Here is a 19788-nt window from a genome sequence, read left to right on the forward strand (position 1 = left end):
AACATCGCAGCAATTCTAGCACCTGCCAAAGTAATCGAGCGCCCTCAGCTTGTCCAATCGCAGATGAAGCCGACTTACGCGGCGGCCATGATTTCGGCATAGGTGCCAAAATCGACATTGCCGCCGGACAGCACCACGGCGACGCATTTGCCCGCGAGTTCGATCCCGCCCGAAGACAGCGCCGCCAGTCCGACACAGCCGCCCGGTTCGACCACCAGCTTGAGATGGGCCATCGCGTCACGCATCGCCTGTGCCGTCGCCTTGTCGGAAACGGCGATGGCGCCGGCGAGGTTCCTGCGGTTGATCTCGAAAGTGATGGCGCCCGGCTCGGCGGTGAGGATCGCGTCGCAGATCGAGCTGTAGCCGGGTTCGTTCGAAACCCGGGCGCCGGCGGCAAGCGAGCGGCGCGTGTCGTCGAAATGCTCCGGCTCCACCGCCCAGACCGCAGTGCCGGGCGAGGCATCCTTGACCGCGACGGAGATGCCGCTGGTCAGGCCGCCGCCGCCGCAGGGAACGATGACCGCGTCGAGGCTGACGCCGAGCGCCCTGGCCTGCCTCACGAGTTCCAGGCCGATCGTGCCCTGGCCGGCGATGATGGCCGGATCGTCGAAGGGCGGCACCAGCACCATGCCCTTGTCTAGATAGGGGCGAACCACGCTCATGCGGTCGTCGCGGAAGCGATCGAACGGCACCACCTCGGCGCCCATCCTGCGGACATTGCCGATCTTCATCGCCGGTGCGTCAGCCGGCATGGCGATGACCGCCTTGACGCCGAACATGGCGGCGGAAGCGGCGACCCCTTGCGCATGATTGCCCGAGGAAAAGGCGACGACGCCACGGCTGCGTTCTTCTTCACTGAGCGATGACAGCTTGTTGTGGGCGCCGCGGAACTTGAACGAGCCGGTGCGCTGCAGCGTCTCGGGCTTGAACAGGATACGGCCGCCAAAGCGCTTGTTCAGCTCCTGCGATTCGATCAAGGGGGTTTCGACAATCAGGCCCGAAAGCCGGATAGCGGCGGCGCGGATGTCGGCGATGCCGGGAAGGGTGAGGGTGGTCATGCGAATTCCAGCAAGAGAGATGATGTCTCTCATGATGCCCGCAAAGGCACGTGGCGTGCCATTGAAAAAATGTGACCGTTACAAAGTTGGCGAGTCATGAACGGCGTTTGCACCGCCCCTCACTGTCCTGCCGGCAGGGCAATGAGGGGCGGCGCCGAGACCGGCAATTGAGCGCTCCTAACCCAGCAGCGTCCTTTGCCTCTTGGTGCCGCCCAGCTTGCGCCAATTGTTGAAGCGGTGGGTGGCGGCGGCAAACGAGATCTTCATCTGCTGTGAGACCGAATAGCGCGACTTGCCCTCGTCGAACATGCGGTAGCAGCACTCGACGCCTTCCTCGGTCAGCTTGCCATCTGGAGCCTTGTTGTGCGGATTGGCGGGGTCGAACTTCTCGACCTCCTGCTCGACCAGGCCCTTCAGCCTCTGCAGGTCCGCCTCGATGCTGGCGATAAGATCGAGGACAGGCTTCGGGTCGAAATGCTGTGCGGGATGCTTTGTCGTCATCTGCTGGATCCTCATTCTTGTCTTAGGTTCAGCTATATAGGCGAATCTTTGCCGATAACAAAGGACCAACCGCCCTCGAGCGCTTCAACAATTCTTGACCTCGCGGCCAAGCATGCGATTGACCGGAGACACTTCCAACCCTAGTTTAGAACCATTCTAAACTAGGGTGATTTCCTCATGCTTTCCCGTGTTTTCGGCTTCGGCCGCCGCTCCTTCGAGTCACTCTCCGAACAGGAGATCCTGGCGCTGGCAATTTCGTCCGAGGAGGACGATGGCCGCATCTACCGGGCCTATGCCGACGGGCTGATGGAAAGCTTTCCGCAATCGGCAAAAGTGTTCGAGGAGATGGCCGAGGAAGAGGATGGCCATCGCGACTCACTGATCGAGCTTTTCCGCAAGCGTTTCGGCGAACGCATTCCGCTGATCCGGCGCGAGCATGTGAAAGGCTATTTCGAGCGCAAACCCGACTGGCTGGTGAGGCCACTCGGCATCGAGCATGTGCGCAACCAGGCCGAGGCAATGGAGCGGCGGGCCTACCTGTTCTACGTTGAAGCGGCAAAGCGAACGACGGATGCCTCGACGCGCAAACTGCTCAACGATCTGGCGGTGGCCGAACAGGGCCACGAGACGCTGGCGCAGCGGTTGGAGCAGAAGCACGTGCCGGGCGCGGTCAAGGCCGAGGAAGCCACGGCCGAGCAGCGTCAGTTCATTCTCACCTATGTGCAGCCGGGGCTGGCCGGGCTGATGGACGGATCGGTGTCGACGCTGGCGCCGATCTTCGCCGCCGCCTTCGCCACGCATGACACCTGGCAGACGCTCCTGGTCGGGCTTGCCGCCTCGATCGGCGCCGGCATTTCGATGGGTTTTACCGAGGTCGCCTCGGACGATGGCAAACTGTCTGGCCGCGGTTCACCGATCAAGCGCGGCCTGACCGTCGGCATCATGACGACGCTGGGCGGTCTCGGGCACGCGCTGCCCTATCTCATCCCGCATTTCTGGACGGCGACCGCCGTCGCCGCCGTGGTGGTGTTCTTCGAATTGTGGGCGATCGCCTTCGTCCAGAACCGCTACATGCAGACCCCCTTCCTGCGCGCCGCCTTCCAGGTGGTGCTGGGCGGCGCGCTGGTCTTCGCGGCCGGCGTGCTGATCGGGAATGCATGAGCGCCTTTTTACCTTCTCCCCTTGTGGGAGAAGGTGGATCGGTGCGCAGCGCCGAGACGGATGAGGGGTGTTGGACGGAGTGAGACGTTGGCAGCCTTGTCACCATGCACCCGCATTGGACGCGTTAAGCTGGAGCACCCCTCATCCGACCGAGCTTCGCTCGGCCACCTTCTCCCACAAGGGGAGAAGGAAGAACCAGCACTCATCCATTCACCGCCCGGCTGTCCGCCGGCACCTGTTCCCTCTCCGTCAGCCCATAGTCGCGCACGACATGCGCGATGCGCAGACGATAGCCGGCAAAGATGCCGCCACGGCCGGCTTGCTGCGCCTGCCGGTGCTCCTCGGTGTTGCGCCAGGCTTTCACCGCGTCCTCGTCGCGCCAGAATGACAGCGACAGGATGCGGCTCGGGTCGGCCAGGCTCTGGAAGCGCTCGATCGAGATGAAGCCATCGATGCCGTCGAGCAGAGGGCGCAGATTGGCGGCGATGCCGAGATAGGCATCGCGTTTGCCCGCCGCCGGTTCGACCTCGAAGATGACGGCGATCATGCTTTCACCAATGGCGCGTGCGGACCGGAGACGTGCCTCAGGAACATGCGGTCCTCCTTGAGGATGAAACGTTCACGGCGGGCGAATTCATAATTTGCCTTGCCGGCGGGATCGGCGGCAAGCCGGGCGCGATAGGCTTCGTAGGCCGCCAGGCTGTCGATATTGTAGGCGGCATAGGCTGTCGTGGCCGAACCCTCATGCGGGGCATAATAGCCGATCAGGTCGGCGCCGCAGCGCGGAATGGCCTGGCCCCAGTTGCGGGCATATTCCTCGAAGGCAGCCTTGCCGAACGGGTCGATCTCGTAGCGGATGAAGCAGGTCATGGTCATGGTCGGCTCCCTGGTTTTTTGCATCGATGGTTCGAGCGCGGTCGAACCGTTATGCGCATCGGTGTGCTAGGCAGTTTCGTGTCAGGAGCCGCCGGCGCTTGCGTCGCCGGCTCCTTGAGCTGAAGCCAGAATAATGGTTACCTCACTGGGATGCTTCGACAAGGATCAAACTATGCGTGAAGGACCCGACATTGCCCGTATCGCCAGCCTGGTCGGCGACCCGGCCCGCGCCAACATGCTCTCCGCACTGATGGGCGGCACGGCACTGACGGCGAGCGAGCTTGCGCTGGAAGCCGGCGTCTCCCTGCCGACCGCCAGCTCGCATCTGTCGAAATTGATGGAGGGCGGACTGCTGACCCTGGCCAGTCAGGGCCGGCATCGCTATTACGGCCTTGCCGGGCCGCAGGTGGCGGGCATGATCGAGGCCATCACCGGCGTTGCGGAAGCCGTTGGCCCCAAGCGCGTTCGGCCAGGCCCGCGTGACGCCGCGATGCGCGTCGCCCGCGTCTGTTACGACCACCTCGCCGGCGAGCAGGCGGTGGCGATGCTGGACCGTCTGGTCGAGAAGGACATCCTGCTGCGCGACGACAATGAGATCAGGCTTGGCCCGTCGGCGGCATCGCATTTCGCGGCCATCGGCATCGATGTCGACGCCAGGCCGCGCCGGCCAGTCTGCCGCGCCTGCCTCGACTGGAGCGTGCGGCGCTCGCACCTCGCGGGCACGCTCGGGGCCGCCATTCTCGACAAGATCCTTGCCGAGAAATGGGCACGGCGGGAGAAGGACAGCCGGGCGGTCATTTTCTCGCCGCCGGGCAAGGCGGCATTCGAGAGGGTGTTTCTAGCCTGAGCCGGCTACCCCCGCTTCAACACCTTGCCCTTTTTGAAAAAATCCGCCCACGGATCGGCTTTCGCCAGCTGCTTCAGCGTCGTCTTGTCGCCGATCGGGAACGCGTTTGGCGCCAGCCCGGCCTCGATCTCGGCCCAGGTCACCGGCATCGACACGGTGGCGCCCTTCTTGGCCCGTGAGGAATAGGGTGCGACGGTGGTCGCGCCGCTGCCATTGCGCAGATAGTCGACGAAGATCTTGCCGGTGCGCGCCTTCTTCGACAACGTCGCGGTGTAGCGGTCGGGTGCTCCCTGTTCCAGCGCGCGGGCGAAATCATGGGCGAAGCTCTTGACCTCGGCCCAATCCGCCGACGGTTTCAGCGGCACGACGACATGAAAGCCTTTGCCGCCCGACGTCTTGACGAAATTGGGCAGCGACAGCTCGTCGAGCTTGCCCCGTATGTCGAGGGCGGCCGCGCGCACCGCCTCGACGTCAACGCCCTCGTCCGGGTCAAGATCGAAGACGATCTGGTCGGGCCTTGCCAGATCATCGATGGTGCAGCCCCAGATGTGGATTTCGACCACGCCGAGCTGGACCAGGGCCGCAATGCCGTCGAAATCGCGGATGAACAGGATTTCCTCGCCATCGGTGGGATCGTTCGTCTTCCCGATCTTCTCGTGCATGCCGGCCGACGCATGCTTCTGGAAGAAGCGCTGGCCGTGGACGCCATCCGGCGCCCTGACCAGGCTGAGCGGGCGGTCGACCACGAACGGCTTCATGCGCGGCCATACCAGTGCATAGTGATCGAGCAGGGCCTGCTTCGATATCTTTTCGTCGGGCCATAAAAGCTTGTCGGGATGGGAGAGCTTCACGGTGGTTCTAGCGGTTCCGGCAGCCTTGGCGGCGCTTGAAGCCGGCTTGGCTTCGACCGCGCTCTTGGCTGTCGGTGCTGCCTTGGGCTTTTCCTGCACGACTTCCTCCGCCGGCTTGTCCTCGCGCAATCCCTGGAACGAAGCATGGCGTATAATACGGTCCGAGGTCCAGCTGCGAAACTCCACTTCACCGACAAGCTCCGGCTTGACCCAGACCAGGCCCTTGCCCTTCGGCACGGCCGCATTGAACGGTGAAGCCGTGGCTTTCAGCGCATCGAGTTTCTTCTTCAACTCGTTGGCGCCCTTGGTGGAGAAGCCGGTGCCGACGCGGCCGGCATAGTGCAGTTTGCCGCCCTCGTAATAGCCGACCAGCAGCGAGCGCAGCCCGCGCCCGGTCTTGTCCGACGGCAAATAGCCGCCAATGACGAATTCCTGCCGTGCCGTGCATTTCGACTTCACCCAGGTCGGACCGCGCCCGCTGCGGTAGGGCGCATCGGCGCGTTTGGAGACGACGCCTTCCAGCCCCATGCGGCAGGCATGCTCCAGCATGATCTTGCCGGGCTCGGCGAAATGGTCGGAGAAACGGACCGCCGGATTCTCGGATTGCTTGCCGAGCAGTTCCTGCAGGGCCTGCTTGCGCTCGACCAGCGGCTCGCCGCGCAAATCCTTGCCGTCGAGCCGCATCAGGTCGAACACATAATACATGAAGCGGTGTGTCCGCTTCGCCGACAAATCCTGCTGCAGCAACGCGAAGGAGGAGACGCCGCTGTCGGCCAGCACGACGACCTCGCCGTCGATGATGGCGTCGTTGCATTTCAGTCCGGCGAGCTCGGCAACGATCTCGCCGCCGAATTTCTCCGTCCAGTCGAGGCCGGTGCGGGTCAGAAGCCGCACGTCGGTGCCGGCGATCTGCGCCTGCATGCGATAGCCGTCGAACTTCACCTCGTGCAGCCAGTCCTCGCCGGACGGTGCATCCCGCTCTAGCGTGGCAAGCTGCGGCTCGACGAACTCGAGTTTGTGACCAGAAGCCTTCGCCGTGCCGGCGGCCGGCTTGTTCGAATGCCAGACCTTTGGCTTCTCACCCCTGGCGGTCTTACCCTCGCCGACTTCTTCGATCGTCAGGCCGGACTTCACCGATCTGGGCTCGTCCTTCAGAATATCCTCGCCCGGCCGCGCCGCCGCATCGTCCGACTTGATCAGCAACCAATTGTCGCGCTTCTCGCCGGGGCGCGGTCTCAGCCTCACCAGATGCCAGCGGCCGTGCAGCTTGTGGCCGTTGAGTTCGAAATCGATATGCCCCTTCTTCATCGCCTTGGCCGGGTCGCCGTCGGGCGTCCACGTGCCTTCGTCCCAGACGATGACCGAGCCGCCGCCATATTCGCCCTTCGGAATGGTGCCTTCGAACGGCGCGTAATCGATCGGATGATCCTCGACATGCACGGCCAGCCGTTTCTCATGCGGGTCGAGGCTGGGCCCGCGCGTCACCGCCCAGCTCCACAACACGCCTGCGTGTTCCAGGCGCAGGTCGTAGTGCAGCCTTGTCGCGGCATGCTTGTGGATGACGAAGATGCCGCCTGCCTCGCCCTTCTTGCGGACCACCTTGCCGGCCGGCTCCGCGGTTTTCTTGAAATCGCGTTTGGCATGATACTGTTCGAGGCTAGCCATCTGTTCGCATCCTCACGCCGACTTGCGCTTGGTCGCGGCTTCTTTCGGCTTGCCGCGCTTGGTCGCCGCTTTTGCCTTCGCCGCGGCCTTTGCGCGGCCGGTGCCGGAACCACCTTCGGACGAAAGACTCTTCTTCAGCGCATCGAACAAGTTCACGACATTGGAGGGCTTGGGCGGCGCCTTGGCCTTCGGCGCCTTGCGGCCCGCCTTCTTGGCACGAATGAGCTCGAGCAGCGCGTCCTCGTATTTATCCTCGAACTTCGAGGGATCGAACTTCGCCTTCTTCTTGTCGATGATGAGCTCGGCCAGATCGGTCATTTCCTGATCCGTCTTCACCGCCTCGATGTCGCCGAAGACGGTGTCAGGCTGGCGCACGGTGTTGTCGTAGCGCAACGTCGTCAGCAACATGCCCCTGCCGAGCGGCTCGATGACCACGGGACGTTCGCGCCGATAGAGCACGATACGGGCCAGCCCCGCCATCTTCTTGCCGGCCATGGCGTCGCGGATGACGGCGAAGGCTTCCTGCGAGACTTTATCGGCCGGTGTGACATAGTAGGGAGTATCCAGGTAGATCTGCTCGATGGAGGATTTGTCGACGAAACCGTCGAGCCCCATCGTATGCGACGACTCGATCTGTACGGCCTCGATCTCGTCTTCCTCGATGTGGATGAAGTCGCCATTGTCGTCTTCGTAACCCTTGATCTCGTCGTCGTCCCCAAGCGGCTTGCCGGTTTCGGCGTCGACATAGATACGCTTGACCGTGTTGCCGGTCTGGCGGTTGAGAATGCGAAACGAGACTTTCTCGGCATGAGTGACGACGTTGGTCAGTTCGATGGCGCAGGTGACCAGCGAAAGCTTCAGGTAGCCTCTCCAGGCCGGACGCGGCGCCATGACGATTCCTGTTGAGAAAGACGATTCCTGTTAAGAAAGATGAGGTGCAACGGACGACGGCGCAACCGGTTCCAATCCGGTCGGACCAAGGCCGGCGCGACTGCCTCCGGCCTTGGCCGTCAGCCCCTTACTCGGCGGCCTGCAGGTTGATCTTGCTTTCCGCCATTTCGGTCAGCTTGCGATCCGTCGCCTGCTCTTCCTTGAGGTTCCTGGCCAGCAGATCGGCGCAGTCGCTGCGGCCAAGCTGCTTGGCCCAGGCGATCAGCGTGCCGTAGCGGGTCATCTCGTAGTGCTCGACCGCCTGCGCCGATGCGATCAATGCGGCGTCGAGAACCTCCTTGTCGTCGATATCGCCGCTTACCTCGTCGGCCTCCTCCAGGATGCCGTCAATGGCCGGGCAGTTGACCGTCTTTGCCTTGACGCCACGCAGTTCGAACACCTCCTCGACGCGTTCGACATGGCCCCTTGTCTGCTCGAGATGTTTTTCGAAGCCGGCCTTCAGCTGCGCGTCGGTGGCTTTGTCGATCATTTTCGGCAACGCCTTCTCGATTTGTTTTTCGGCATAATAGATGTCGCGCAGAGTATGCACGAACAGCTCGTCCAGCGTTTTGATATCCTTCGAAAAGAAGCCCATGGTTTCAGCCTTTCCATTGCTCTTGCGGTTTCGGGATTGTTGGCCTGCCCTTGGCAGTGCCCGTCAAGCCGGCATCCCGGCTCCAAGGGTCAACGTCCGGTGCATGGGCCGGTTCCGGTCCCATTGGCAGGAGGCAAATGAAATTCCGGCGGCCGTCTGGAAGTTGAAACAAAACCGCGCGCGGGCGACATTCAAACGAAACATATGTGATGCAAAAGTCACACCGGCGAAAATGGCGACAAAAGGCGTCGAAACACCCCGAATCGGCCGCATTCCGGCCACGAAGCAACGGGTTTTCGACCAGAAATTAACATCACGTTCACCGACTATTCACGCCTCGATGCTATCATTCCCGCAAATCGGAAAGGACATCCGAAAACGGGACAGGGACAGGTAAAATGAACTTCCTCACGCACCTCATCGGCTATGCCGCCGCCATCCGCGAGTTCGTCGCGCCGACCTATCGGCCCGAGCGCTATTACATGCGCGGCCCCGGTCCGGCTTGCGCCCGCCGCGGCACGTCGCTGGGCGCGCACTGACCATGACGTTCGAGAGCCGCCACAACAGCCGCATCTGCAGGCCGGGTGCCGACTCCCGCGCCACGACCTATCGCGCCGAGCGTCCGATTTTCGCCGACAGGCGGCGTGCGACATCGCCACGTCTTTGATGCCGCCTCCGGCTGGCTTGGTGTCGCAGGACACGAGCAGCCGAGGCACCCGTGACCGATTCTCCCCAGTCAAGCCGTACCAAGCCAGGCCATCCACCTGAATCCTTCGACGCAAGCCATCCGCTGATCGTTTTCGATGGCGTCTGCGTGCTGTGCTCGGGTTTCGTGCGCCTCGTGGTCAGGCTCGACCGTCAGGAACCGATTCCGCTTCGCCACCGCGCTTCGGCGAAGCGCGTTCCGGAGACACGGGCCGCGTACCGACAGCTACGAAACCAATCTCGTTCTTGTTGATGGCGCCGCCTTCACGCGGCTCGACAGCTGCGCCGCGGTCATTGGCTGAAGACCATCCAGTGTTCAGCGGACGAAACGACATAGCCGGCTAACGGCATGGCTGGCTGGGTTTTGAGATGGAAGGTCTGCCGGATTCACACCCGCTCGTCGGGACGATCACGGGCCGCCGCGACTGGCGGGTTCGCACGGCTCCAGCACGATCGCCCCGCCCGCTGTCTTGCCAAGTTCCCGGCAGCCCTGAGGGGTGCACAGCGTCCACCCATCGCCAGTCGCCCCGGAGGCGGCTAGCACGACGCGGCGCTGCGTGCCGATCCTGGGCGCGTAGACCCACCAGCCGCCGCGAAGCACCGCGCCCTCGGGTGGCTCCATGCCGGCGCCCGAGCCTTCGATGCGCGCCTCGACGACCTGCAGGCCGGAAGGCGTCACCCTCCAGTCTTCCTCCCAGCGCGTCCGTTCGACCGAATGCGTCCACGACAGGGTAAAGGCGGCGGCAGCCAGCGCCACTGTCTTGCCGGCGGCCAGGATGCAGAGGCTCAAGGAATCGTCGGCCCGGGAGCGCCGGACACGGTGCGGGTGCGGTACCAGTGCGCGCCCACCACCAGCAGCGACAGGACGAAGCCGGCCTCGTCGGTCAACGGCACCGCCGCCACCAACAGGAAGGCTGCGGCGGCGGCCGCGAACCGTTCCCATACGGTCAGCCGCGTGCGCAGGAAGCCGATCACGGCCGCCCCCCAGAGACCGATCGCCAGCACGGCCTTGACGACGATATAGGCGACCGCGGGCCAATACCCGACCGCCGCCGACAGTGGGCCGCCGTCCTGCAGCATGAGAGCCGGCGTGTAGACGGCCATGAACGGCACGACAAAACCGGCGGCGGCGACCTTTATTGCCTCGAAGGCGATTTTCAATCCGCTTTCCCGGGCGATCGGCGCGGCGGCGAAACAGGCAAGCGCCACCGGCGGCGTCAGATCCGCCAGGATGCCGAAATAGAACACGAACATGTGGCCGACCAGCAGCGGCACGCCAAGCTGGAGCAGCGCCGGCCCTGCGATCGAGGCCGTGATGATGTAGTTTGGAATGGTCGGAATGCCCATACCCAGCACGACGCAAGTAACCATCGTCAGGACAAGCGACAGGAACAGGCTGGACTGGCCGATGGAGACGATGAAGGCACCGAAGGTCGTCGCGACGCCGGTCAGCGTCATGGTGCCGACAATGACGCCGACCACGGCGCAGGCAATGCCGACCGGCAGCGCCGTGCGGGCGCCTTCGGCCAGCGAATCCCGGCAGGCGATCAGCGTGTCGCGCCCGCCCGAGACGAAGAGGTTTGCCACGATCAGCACGGCGGCGGCGATGAGAATGGCGTTGATGCCCATCTTGAAGAAGCTGGCGGCGACCAGACCCAGACCGATCCAGAAGGCGGCGCGCAGGATAGGCGAGGGTAGCCCGAGCGCCACCGAGCCGCCGAGGATCAGCAGCACCGTCATGGCGAGTCCGATCGTGCCGGCATAGAGCGGCGTGTAGCCCGAGAACAGCAGATAGATGAGGACGGCCAGTGGCAGGATCAGGTACCAGCCCCGGCGGAAGGCCGCGAGCGGCGAAGGCAATTCGGCCCGGGACAGGCCAAGCAGATTGTGTTTCCCGGCTTCGAGATGCACCATCCAGAATGCCGAAGCGAAATAGAGCAAGGCGGGAATGATCGCCGCCTTGACGATTTCGGAGTATTCGACGCCGAGCGTCTCGGCCATGATGAAGGCGACCGCGCCCATCACCGGTGGCATGATCTGTCCGCCCATCGAGGCCGTGGCCTCGACGCCGCCCGCAAAGGCGGCGCGGTAGCCGAAGCGCTTCATCAGCGGAATGGTGAACTGGCCCGTGGTGACCACATTGGCGACGCCGGATCCTGAGATCGTGCCCATGAGCCCCGATGCGATCACCGCCACCTTGGCCGCGCCGCCGCGTGCATGGCCGACGAAACCCAGCGAAACGTCCGTGAAAAGCTTGATCATGCCGGCGCGTTCCAGGAACGAGCCGAACAGGATGAACAGGAAGATGTAGGTGGCCGAAACATAGATCGGGATGCCATAGATGCCTTCCGTGCCATAGGCCATCTGGTCGACGACTTGCGAAAAGTCGTAGCCGCGATGGTTCAGCGGCGACGGCAGATGCTGGCCGAACAGCCCATAGAGAAGAAAACACCCGGAGATGACCGGCAAGGCCGGCCCCATCATCGCGTAGGCAGCAGCGAAGACGGTGACCAGCGCGATGACGCCGAAGATCAGGTCGGCCGTGTTCAGGTCGCCGGCGCGCAGGATCAGCGCCTGGTATTCGAGATACTGGTAGGCGGCGACAGCGACACCGGCCAGGGCCAGCGCCCAGGCGAGCGTCCGTCCGGCGGCGCCCAGCTTGCGCGCGGACGCGACGAGCGGGAAAGCCAGCAGCATCAGGAAGCCGACATGGGAGGCGCGCAGCACCTGACTCGGGATGCTGAGGATGTGGGCGGCCGTGGCAATCTGGAACAGCGAGAAGATGACCGCGATCCAGAACAGCAGCCTGCCTTCCCGCGACGGCGCGAAACCGCCACCGGTCGGGTCGTGGAAATCTTCCGCCGTGGCCTCTGTTCTTGTCTCGGTGCCGGCCGCCGTCTGAGCCATGGGACTTGCGCCTTCAATCGGCCGGGAGCCGGCCGCCCGGTTCCCGGCCATAGCCCCTTGTCACATCATGCCCTTTTCCTTGTAGTAGCGCGCGGCGCCCGGATGCAGCGGGATGGGCAGCCCCTTGATCGCGTCCTCGAGCTTGATCGACTTGGCGGCATTGTGCGCGGCAACCATCTGGTCGAGGTGCTCGAACAACTGTTTGGTCATCTGATAGGCTTCCTCATCCGACAGGTCGGAGCGGGTCACCAGGATGTTCGTGACGGCCAGCGTCGGGATGTCCTGCTTCTGGCCCTGGTAGGTGCCGGCGGGAATGGTCGCCGCCTGGAACGGCGCGCCCAGCTTCTGGGCGACCTCGGCCGGAACCGCCACCACGGTGATCGGCAGCGATGAAGCAAGGTCCTTGATCGACGCGACGCCGAGCCCCGCCGACTGCAGCGTGGCGTCGAGCTGGCGGTTCTTGATCAGTTCGACCGATTCGCCGAACGGCAGGTATTCGGTCCTCGACAGATCGCTGTAGCTCATGCCCAGCGCCCCGAAGATGGCGCGCGCGTTGAGTTCGGTCCCGGATTTCGGTGCGCCAACCGACAGGCTCTTGCCCTTCAAGTCGGCGAAGGACTTGATCCCGGACTCCTGGCTGGCGACGATCTGGACGTAGTTCGGGTATATGGCCGCGATCGCGCGCAGCTTTTCGAGCTTTTGCGGGAAACCGGCATCGGCGTCGCCTTCGGCGGCGGCTTTCACCGAATCGCCGAGCGCGAAGGCGATCTCGCCCTTGCCCTGCTCCAGAAGGTTCAGGTTCTCCACCGAAGCCTTTGTCGCCTGGACCTGGGTACGCACGCCCGGAATGGTCTTGCCGTAGATTTCCGAAAGCGCGACGCCGAGCGGGTAGTAGACTCCGGACGTGCCGCCGGTCAGCACATTGATGAACTCGTCGGCCCTGGCACCGCAGATACCCACGCCCAGCGAAAGGGCCACCATGCCAGCCGCGATGAACTTCGTTCTGAAAAAGAGCACGTGTTTTCCTCCCTGGAATAGCGACAACCGCATCACCTCCTCGACGCGGACCGGCCCGAGTTTAGACGGCGGGCCGCAAATGCCAACCCGCAAATGTGCCACTAGACGAACGGTTGAGTGGATCCGGAACGTCTGCCGGCTTGCGCAAGGCGCGACCGCGGCCGAAAGTTTTCCGCAGCCTGTCGAAATCGGTCGCCGCCGCGCGACATACGTTCGGCCCGCAACGGAGCGGCCTTCGAAACCACGGGAGAAGACCCATGCGATACATGCTTTTGATCTACAATGACGAAGCCGCGATGGCGAATACGCCGAAAGAACAGACCCAGCAGGCCCTCGCGGCCTACGGTGCCTATACCGAAGCTTTGAAGAAATCCGGCGCGTGGCTGGCTGGCGAACGGCTGCGCCCGACCCAGGCGGCCACTGCGGTGCGGATGGCCGGCGCCAAGACCAACGTGCTCGACGGCCCCTATGCCGACACCAAGGAGCAGCTTGCCGGGTTCTATATGATCGAGGCGGCCGACATCGATACGGCCATCGAATGGGCGGCGCGCTGTCCCGCCGCCAGCACCGGCACGGTCGAGGTACGGCCCATCTGGGAAATGACCGAGTACATCACCGAGCAATGAGAGTGTGATGGACGATCGTTCTGAGAAGGCATGGGCGGCGGCCGAAGCAGCCGCCCGGCAGAGCTACGGCAAGCTGGTCGCCTGGCTCGCGGCGCGCACGCGGGACGTCGCCGGCGCCGAGGACGTGCTGGCTGATGCGTTCGCGGCCGCGCTCGAACGCTGGCCGCGAACCGGTGTGCCCGCGCAGCCGGAAGCCTGGCTGCTTGCCGTGGCGCGGCGGCGCCGCGTCGATGCGGTGCGCCGGCGGCTCACCCGGGAGGCTGGCCGCGAGCATCTCAAGCTGATTGCCGAAGAGATGGAGGCGCGCATGACCGACGAAGACCTGCCCGACGAGCGGCTGCGCCTGATGTTTGCTTGCGCGCATCCGGCGATCGAATCGGGCGTGCGCGCACCGCTGATCCTGCAGACCATCCTCGGCTTCGATGCCGCGACGATCGCTTCGGCGTTTCTCGTCTCACCGGCAACGATGAGCCAACGCCTGGTACGCGCCAAGGCCCGTATCCGCGAAACCGGCATTCCGCTCCGCGTGCCGGAGCGGACCGAGCTTGGCGAACGGCTGGACGCCGTGCTGGAAGCGATCTACGCGGCTTTCGCCGAAGGCTGGTCCGATCCGGCCGGCACCGAGACGCGGCGCCGCAATTTGGCGAGCGAAGGCATCTGGCTTGGCCGGCTGGTGGCCTCGCTTCTGCCTGACGAGCCGGAGGCGCTTGGCCTGCTTGCATTGATGCTGTTTGCCGAGGCGCGCCGGCCCGCCCGACGCGGTGCCGCCGGCGATTATGTGCCGCTGACCGCGCAGGATTGCGCGCTGTGGGACGATGTCTTGATCGACGAGGCCGAGGCCCTGCTTGGCCATGCCGCGACCAAGGGCGTCATCGGCCGCTATCAGCTCGAGGCAGCGGTGCAGTCGGCCCATACGACGCGACGGCTGAGCGGCCGCATCGACTGGGCCGCGATCAGGCAGCTCTACGATGCGCTGTCGATGATATCAGGTTCGCCTGTCGTGGCGATCAACCGCGCGGTGGCGATCGCCGAGACAGACGGGGCGACGGCAGGGCTGGCCGCGCTCTACGTGCTGGGTGATGACAAGCGCCTCGCCGACTATCAACCCTACTGGGCCGCCCGCGCAGGTCTGCTGGCCAGGCTCGGCAATGTGGTGCATGCGGCCGAAGCCTATGACCGGGCCATCGGCCTCGAACGTGATCCGGCGCTGCGCCGCTTCCTGCAGGCAAAAAGGGCAGCACTTCCCAAAAACTGAAGGGCGATGCCGCTGGCCTGCTCAGGCCGGCCACATCTGGTGCGAGGCGTTGAGTTTCCGCATCAGCGCATGTCCGCGCAATTCGCCCCACAGGCGTTCGATGTTCGGCCAGGCCACGCGTGCCTTGCCTATGTCGGGATGCCAGGCCACCAGCATCACCAGATGGATGTCGGCCACCGACATCGCCTCGCCGGCCAGCCAGTCACGGCCGCGCAAGGCGACGTCGATGACGGCAAAGCCGCGATCCATCTCGGCGACGGCGGCCTGCTTGACGGCTTTGGCGCCGTCGGCATCGGCCGTGTAGCGCGGCGCGTAATAGAAGCGCAACATCGCCGGGTAGATCACCGACGACATGAAGGCCATCCAGCGCAGGAACTCGGCGCGCGCGGGCGCGTCGATCACCGGTGCCAGGCCAGCCTCGGGGTGGCGCTCTGCAAGCAGGATGCAGATCGCCGCCGATTCGGTGATCGAGCGGCCGTCCGGCAAGGTCAGCACCGGTACCTGGTTCAGCGGGCTGATCTCCAGGAAAGCCGGATCGGGCCGGTCGGTCTTCGGCACGTCGATCTGCTCGAAGGGTGCGTTCGCCAGCGCCAGCGCCGCCTCGATGACAAAGCCGCCGCTGCCGGGACGCGTATAGAGCTTGTACATGAAATCCTCCCCCGGCCGGAAACAGGCCGCCAGAGATTTGCACCGGAAGCGGTGTTCCGCTCAAGGCGGCAAGGAATGCCACGGCCGGTTTTTTCAGCGGGCCAGGCTCACCAGGTGTTTGCGGGACAGCACCCCCCTCTGGCCTGCCGGCCATCTCCCCCGCAAGGGGGGAGATCAGATGTACGACTGCCTTTCGCCAATTTTCAGCGCTGACGAAAACGCGGCAGGATCGAAGCTGCCGATCTCCCCCCTTGCGGGGGAGATGCCCAGCAGGGCAGAGGGGGTGGGACGGAACTCGACCGACCAAGGTCTACGCCACTACATGGCTCCTACAATCCGCGCTCCGCAACGCTTGGGATGATGAAAGAGGGGTCGACCCTAAGCCCCCAGCCCCTCAAACAGGATCGTCGACAAATAGCGCTCGGCGAAGTCGGGGATGACCACGACGAGGGTCTTGCCCTTGTTCTCCGGCCGCGAGCCGATGACGATTGCCGCCTGCAGGGCCGCGCCCGACGAAATGCCGACCGGCACGCCCTCGAGGCGGGCGACGAGACGCGCATTGGCGACGGAATCCTCATTGGAAACCTTGACGATCTCGTCATAGATGGTGGTGTCGAGGATCTTTGGCGCGAAGCCGGCGCCGATACCCTGGATCTTGTGCGGGCCTGGCTGGCCGCCAGACAGCACCGGCGAGGCTTCCGGCTCGACGGCGACGACATGCAGCGAGGGCTTGCGCTTCTTCAAGACCTGGCCGACGCCGGTGATGGTGCCGCCAGTGCCGATGCCGGCAACGAAGATGTCGATCTCGCCCTGCGTGTCGTTCCAGATTTCCTCCGCTGTCGTCTTGCGGTGGATTTCCGGATTGGCGGGGTTTTCGAACTGCTGCGGGATGACGGCATTGGGGATGGTCGCGGCCAGCTCGTCGGCCTTGGCGATGGCGCCCTTCATGCCTTTTGGCCCTTCGGTCAGCACCAGCTCCGCGCCAAGCAACGCCAGCATCTTGCGGCGCTCGACCGACATCGTCTCGGGCATGGTCAGGATCAGTTTGTAACCTTTGGCGGCGGCGGCGAAGGCGAGCGCGATACCGGTGTTGCCCGAGGTCGGTTCGATCAGCGTCGTCTTGCCGGGCGAGATCTTGCCCGCCGCTTCCAGCGCCTCGATCATCGCCACGCCGATGCGGTCCTTGACCGAGGCGATCGGATTGAAGAATTCGAGCTTGGCGACGAGATTGGCAACGATGCCCTTCTCCTTGGCGAACTTGTCGAGCCGTACCAGGGGCGTGTCGCCGATCGTGTCGGTGACGGAATTGTAGATGCGGCCGCGGCCGGGGACGCGGGCGGAGGTGACGGGCTTGTTCATTGGTTTCGCTCCCAGGATTTCAGGCAATTGGCACCAGCCGGCAAGATAGGGCCTTCGGCCGCGCAAGATAGACTGTCGGCCGAAAATATCCGAGTAGGGCTTGTGTCTAAAACGCTTCCGCCTTGGAAAAGCGTTTCGGGGCGACGCCTGTTTCTGGAATGGATTCGCTGAAAGCGCCCTATTGACGGGCGGCGATCGCTGCCGCGGCGCCAATCATGAACCCCGCCGCCGTGCGGTTCAGGGTCTTCAGCGCGCGTGGCGATTTCAGGAACCAGCGCGCCTTGGCGGCGAGCGCCAGGTAAGGCACCAGCACGGCGAACAGGACGACGACCGTCAGCGCCGCGAGGATACCATAATCGGCAAGCGTGATCGTCTTCAGGTCGACGATGGTCGGCGTGATGGCGAGGTAGAAGATCATCGTCTTCGGATACCGAGCGTCACGGTAAGGCCGGCGGCGAAGCTCGACAGCAATCCGGCCTTGCCGTTTTTCGCTTCGACGGTTTCGGGTGTGATGCCGGCGGTCCAGAAGCGCCAGCCGAGGAAAGCCAGATAGGCGATGCCGGCCCATTTGATCGCCAGGAACACCATGCCGAAAGTCTGCGCGACGAAGGCGAGGCCCAGCACCACGGCGGTCAGATAGGTGAGATCGCCAACCATCAGGCCAAACGACATGGCGAGCGACGAGCGAAAGCCGGAGCCCAGCGCACGCGCGACAAGCGCCGTGATGCCGGGGCCGGGAATGGCGGCGGCGATGCCGAGAGCGGCGCTATAGGCGAGGAAGCCGGTGAGGGTCATGACATGTGTCTCAAATCAGCATGTCTTGTCGCATGGTATGGACCGCAGTTGAATTTCCTGGAGCTGGAATCCATTGCACCAGACATCGCGGTCTTCGCCTTATGAAGCCCCCTCATCCGGCCGCTTCGCGGCCACCTTCTCCCCGAGGGGAGAAGAGCCGGGCCTCAAGGTTGGTGACCTCCTCTCCCCACGGGGAGAGGTCGGATTGTCCCGAATTGCTCTTCGCAATTCGGCTGGCAATCCGGGTGAGGGGGACTGCTCTGCTCAAGCAAGACTCCTCAGGAACGGTCGCCCCCGTAGGTCACGCGCCAGATCGTGCCGTTGCCGTCCTCGGTCACGATCAGCGCGCCGTCGCTCGCCACCGCCACGCCCACCGGCCGGCCCCAGACCTCACCGTTGGAGATGACGAAGCCGGTCATGAAATCCTCGTACTCGCCGGTCGGCTTGCCGTCCTTGAACTTGAGCCGGACGACCTTGTAGCCGGTCCTGTTGCCGCGGTTCCATGAACCATGCAGGGCCACGAAGGCGTCGCCCCTGTATTCCTTGGGAAACGCCGTGTCGGCAGGCAAATCCTTGCCGTCGTAGAAGGCGATGTTGAGCGGCGCCGAATGCGCCTGCATCAGCACGTCGGGAATATCGGTCTTGCCGGCAATATCGGGGCGCGCGCCCTTGTGGCGCGGATCTTCGTTGTTGCCGATATAATACCAAGGCCAGCCATAGAAGGCACCCTCCCTGACAGCGGTTGCATATTCGAACGGCACATTGTCGCCGAGCGCGTCGCGCTCATTGACGACGCACCACAGCGCGCCGGTCGCCGGCTGCACCGTCATGCCGGAACAGTTGCGCAGGCCGGTGGCGACGATGCGGCCATTCTTGCCGTCCGGGTCGAAGGCCCGCACGTCGGCGCGGCCTTCCTCGGCGCCCCAGGTGGCGCCGAGCGGCTTCGACCTCACCCACGCTTCGAGGCCGCCATCCGGCTTCCTGCTCATATCCTCTGCGACGTTCGAGCCGGAGCCGACCGAGAGATAAAGTGTCTTGCCGTCGGGCGAAAAGGCGATGTCGCGCGTCCAGTGGTGGTTCGAGGGAATGTTGTCGACAATGATCTGCGGCTTGCCGGAGGCCTTCAGCGCGCCCTTGCGGTAGGCAAAGCGCACGATGCTGTCGCTGTTGGCTACATAGACCCATTGCGGGTCGTCGCCCGGCGGATAGAAAGCAATCCCATAGGGCTGGTTGAGATTGCCGGCAAAGATGCTTTTCTCGGCGGCTTTCGCGCTGCCCTCGGTCAGGCGGTAGACACGAAGCTGGTTGGCTTCGCTGTCGGCGACGAACAGGTCGCCATTCGGCGCGATGCGCACGACGCGCGGATTGTCGATGCCGGACGCAATCAGCTCGGCCGAGAATCCGGGCGGCAGCCGTGGCTTTGTATCGGCCGGCATGTCGGCAAGGCCGGCGCTGTTCGAGGCCGATTTGGTGGCATAGGGTTTCGGCAGGTCTTCCGGCCTGATCAGCCGGCGCACCCCGGGTTCGTCGGCGCGCCAGTCGCCGAAGGCGGCGGCGCCTCTTAGGACGGGTTGGTCGGCGGCCAGGACCGAACTGGCAATCACAAGGCCAACCGGGATGGCGGCCATTGAAGCAAATCGGATCATGGGATCCTCCGCAACGTGTCGGCAATCGGTTGCCACGGCCAGCGGCAACGGCTGACCATCGCGATTGTTCCACGCCACACGCCGAGTTGAAGCGGCGCGAGCGGCGGTCAGGCCTCCGTGGCGTCGAGGTCGCTGTCGAGGCGCCTTTCCAGTTCGACGAGATCGGCCGGCAGCGGCAGGCCCATGGCGCGCATCTCGCGCAGTTTTTCGCGCAGCTGCTCCTGCACTTCATGCGCGTCTTCCGGCTGGTTGACCATCTCCTCCAGCAGCAGGCTGATCTGGGCCTTGAACGATTCGAGCGCCATTGTTTTTCTCCTTGCGGCCTGTTCGTTCGGTATCGCACTCG

General features: G+C 64.2%; 19 protein-coding genes and 1 pseudogene. 5 read left to right on the plus strand and 15 right to left on the minus strand.

The window, feature by feature from the left end:
• Positions 1-74 precede the first annotated feature (74 nt).
• Together FJ930_RS21195 and FJ930_RS21200 are read right to left on the minus strand one after the other, a co-directional pair.
• The gene (locus FJ930_RS21195; RefSeq protein ID WP_141839971.1) at positions 75-1058 is read right to left on the minus strand and encodes a threonine/serine dehydratase; all 984 of its coding nucleotides are present in this window, start codon (positions 1056-1058) and stop codon (positions 75-77) included.
• A gap of 177 nt (positions 1059-1235) precedes the next feature.
• The gene (locus FJ930_RS21200; protein ID WP_140610601.1) at positions 1236-1559 is read right to left on the minus strand and encodes a hypothetical protein; all 324 of its coding nucleotides are present in this window, start codon (positions 1557-1559) and stop codon (positions 1236-1238) included.
• Between the two features lie 177 nt (positions 1560-1736).
• On the opposite strand from FJ930_RS21200, the gene mbfA reads away from it, so the two are divergent.
• Positions 1737-2720 (plus strand): iron exporter MbfA, encoded by a 984-nt coding sequence (mbfA, locus tag FJ930_RS21205; RefSeq protein WP_141839972.1) that lies wholly within the window; start codon positions 1737-1739, stop codon positions 2718-2720.
• 202 nt (positions 2721-2922) lie between these two features.
• On the opposite strand, the gene FJ930_RS21210 is transcribed toward mbfA, so the two are convergent.
• Positions 2923-3267, minus strand: coding sequence for an antibiotic biosynthesis monooxygenase (locus tag FJ930_RS21210; protein ID WP_141839973.1), 345 nt, complete (start codon positions 3265-3267; stop codon positions 2923-2925).
• Positions 3264-3596: an NIPSNAP family protein gene (locus FJ930_RS21215; protein WP_141839974.1), complete on the minus strand. Its 333-nt coding sequence runs from the start codon at positions 3594-3596 to the stop codon at positions 3264-3266. The genes FJ930_RS21210 and FJ930_RS21215 overlap by 4 nt, the downstream gene beginning before the upstream one ends.
• 172 nt (positions 3597-3768) lie before the next feature.
• On the opposite strand from FJ930_RS21215, the gene FJ930_RS21220 reads away from it, so the two are divergent.
• Positions 3769-4443 (plus strand): winged helix-turn-helix domain-containing protein, encoded by a 675-nt coding sequence (locus FJ930_RS21220; protein ID WP_141839975.1) that lies wholly within the window; start codon positions 3769-3771, stop codon positions 4441-4443.
• A 5-nt stretch (positions 4444-4448) separates the two neighbouring features.
• Here the strand turns inward: FJ930_RS21220 and ligD are convergent, their stop codons facing one another.
• The 3 genes from ligD to FJ930_RS21235 form a co-directional block, all read right to left on the minus strand.
• Positions 4449-6959, minus strand: a complete 2511-nt coding sequence (gene ligD / locus FJ930_RS21225; RefSeq protein WP_141839976.1) for a DNA ligase D — start codon at positions 6957-6959, stop codon at positions 4449-4451.
• A 12-nt stretch (positions 6960-6971) separates the two neighbouring features.
• Positions 6972-7850, minus strand: coding sequence for a Ku protein (locus FJ930_RS21230; protein WP_141839977.1), 879 nt, complete (start codon positions 7848-7850; stop codon positions 6972-6974).
• Between the two features lie 127 nt (positions 7851-7977).
• The gene (locus tag FJ930_RS21235; protein WP_141839978.1) at positions 7978-8484 is read right to left on the minus strand and encodes a ferritin-like domain-containing protein; all 507 of its coding nucleotides are present in this window, start codon (positions 8482-8484) and stop codon (positions 7978-7980) included.
• Between the two features lie 398 nt (positions 8485-8882).
• Between FJ930_RS21235 and FJ930_RS21240 the strand changes: the two genes are divergently transcribed.
• On the plus strand, positions 8883-9023 hold the full coding sequence (locus FJ930_RS21240) for a hypothetical protein (RefSeq protein ID WP_013892047.1): 141 nt from the start codon (positions 8883-8885) through the stop codon (positions 9021-9023).
• A gap of 575 nt (positions 9024-9598) precedes the next feature.
• On the opposite strand, the gene FJ930_RS21250 is transcribed toward FJ930_RS21240, so the two are convergent.
• From FJ930_RS21250 to FJ930_RS21260, 3 genes are read right to left on the minus strand one after another with little or no spacing between them, the layout of a single operon-like run.
• Entirely contained in the window at positions 9599-9979 is a 381-nt protein-coding gene (locus FJ930_RS21250) for a DUF1850 domain-containing protein (RefSeq protein ID WP_141839979.1), read from the minus strand.
• Positions 9976-12096, minus strand: a complete 2121-nt coding sequence (locus FJ930_RS21255) for a TRAP transporter permease (RefSeq protein WP_141839980.1) — start codon at positions 12094-12096, stop codon at positions 9976-9978. The genes FJ930_RS21250 and FJ930_RS21255 overlap by 4 nt, the downstream gene beginning before the upstream one ends.
• A 60-nt stretch (positions 12097-12156) precedes the next feature.
• A complete protein-coding gene (locus FJ930_RS21260; protein WP_246676976.1) occupies positions 12157-13113 on the minus strand; it encodes a TAXI family TRAP transporter solute-binding subunit in 957 nt (318 codons plus the stop codon).
• 257 nt (positions 13114-13370) lie between these two features.
• Here FJ930_RS21260 and FJ930_RS21265 point away from each other — a divergent pair, with 257 nt between their 5' ends.
• Positions 13371-13739, plus strand: a complete 369-nt coding sequence (locus FJ930_RS21265) for a YciI family protein (RefSeq protein WP_140740716.1) — start codon at positions 13371-13373, stop codon at positions 13737-13739.
• A gap of 7 nt (positions 13740-13746) precedes the next feature.
• The gene (locus FJ930_RS21270) at positions 13747-14994 is read left to right on the plus strand and encodes an RNA polymerase sigma factor (RefSeq protein ID WP_141839982.1); all 1248 of its coding nucleotides are present in this window, start codon (positions 13747-13749) and stop codon (positions 14992-14994) included.
• A 21-nt stretch (positions 14995-15015) separates the two neighbouring features.
• Here the strand turns inward: FJ930_RS21270 and FJ930_RS21275 are convergent, their stop codons facing one another.
• The 5 genes and pseudogenes from FJ930_RS21275 to FJ930_RS21300 all read right to left on the minus strand — a co-directional run bounded on the left by FJ930_RS21275 (position 15016) and on the right by FJ930_RS21300 (position 19747).
• Entirely contained in the window at positions 15016-15642 is a 627-nt protein-coding gene (locus tag FJ930_RS21275; RefSeq protein WP_141839983.1) for a glutathione S-transferase family protein, read from the minus strand.
• Positions 15643-16020: 378 nt separating this feature from the next.
• Positions 16021-17001 (minus strand): cysteine synthase A, encoded by a 981-nt coding sequence (gene cysK / locus FJ930_RS21285; RefSeq protein ID WP_140740721.1) that lies wholly within the window; start codon positions 16999-17001, stop codon positions 16021-16023.
• Positions 17002-17179: 178 nt separating this feature from the next.
• A pseudogene (locus FJ930_RS21290) lies at positions 17180-17796 on the minus strand (LysE family translocator).
• A 278-nt stretch (positions 17797-18074) separates the two neighbouring features.
• Positions 18075-19424 (minus strand): sorbosone dehydrogenase family protein, encoded by a 1350-nt coding sequence (locus FJ930_RS21295; RefSeq protein WP_246676983.1) that lies wholly within the window; start codon positions 19422-19424, stop codon positions 18075-18077.
• A gap of 125 nt (positions 19425-19549) precedes the next feature.
• A complete protein-coding gene (locus tag FJ930_RS21300) occupies positions 19550-19747 on the minus strand; it encodes a hypothetical protein (RefSeq protein ID WP_140610618.1) in 198 nt (65 codons plus the stop codon).
• Positions 19748-19788 lie beyond the last annotated feature (41 nt).

It is taken from the genome of Mesorhizobium sp. B2-4-15 (assembly GCF_006658505.1).
In the GTDB taxonomy this organism is placed as follows: Bacteria; Pseudomonadota; Alphaproteobacteria; order Rhizobiales; family Rhizobiaceae; genus Mesorhizobium.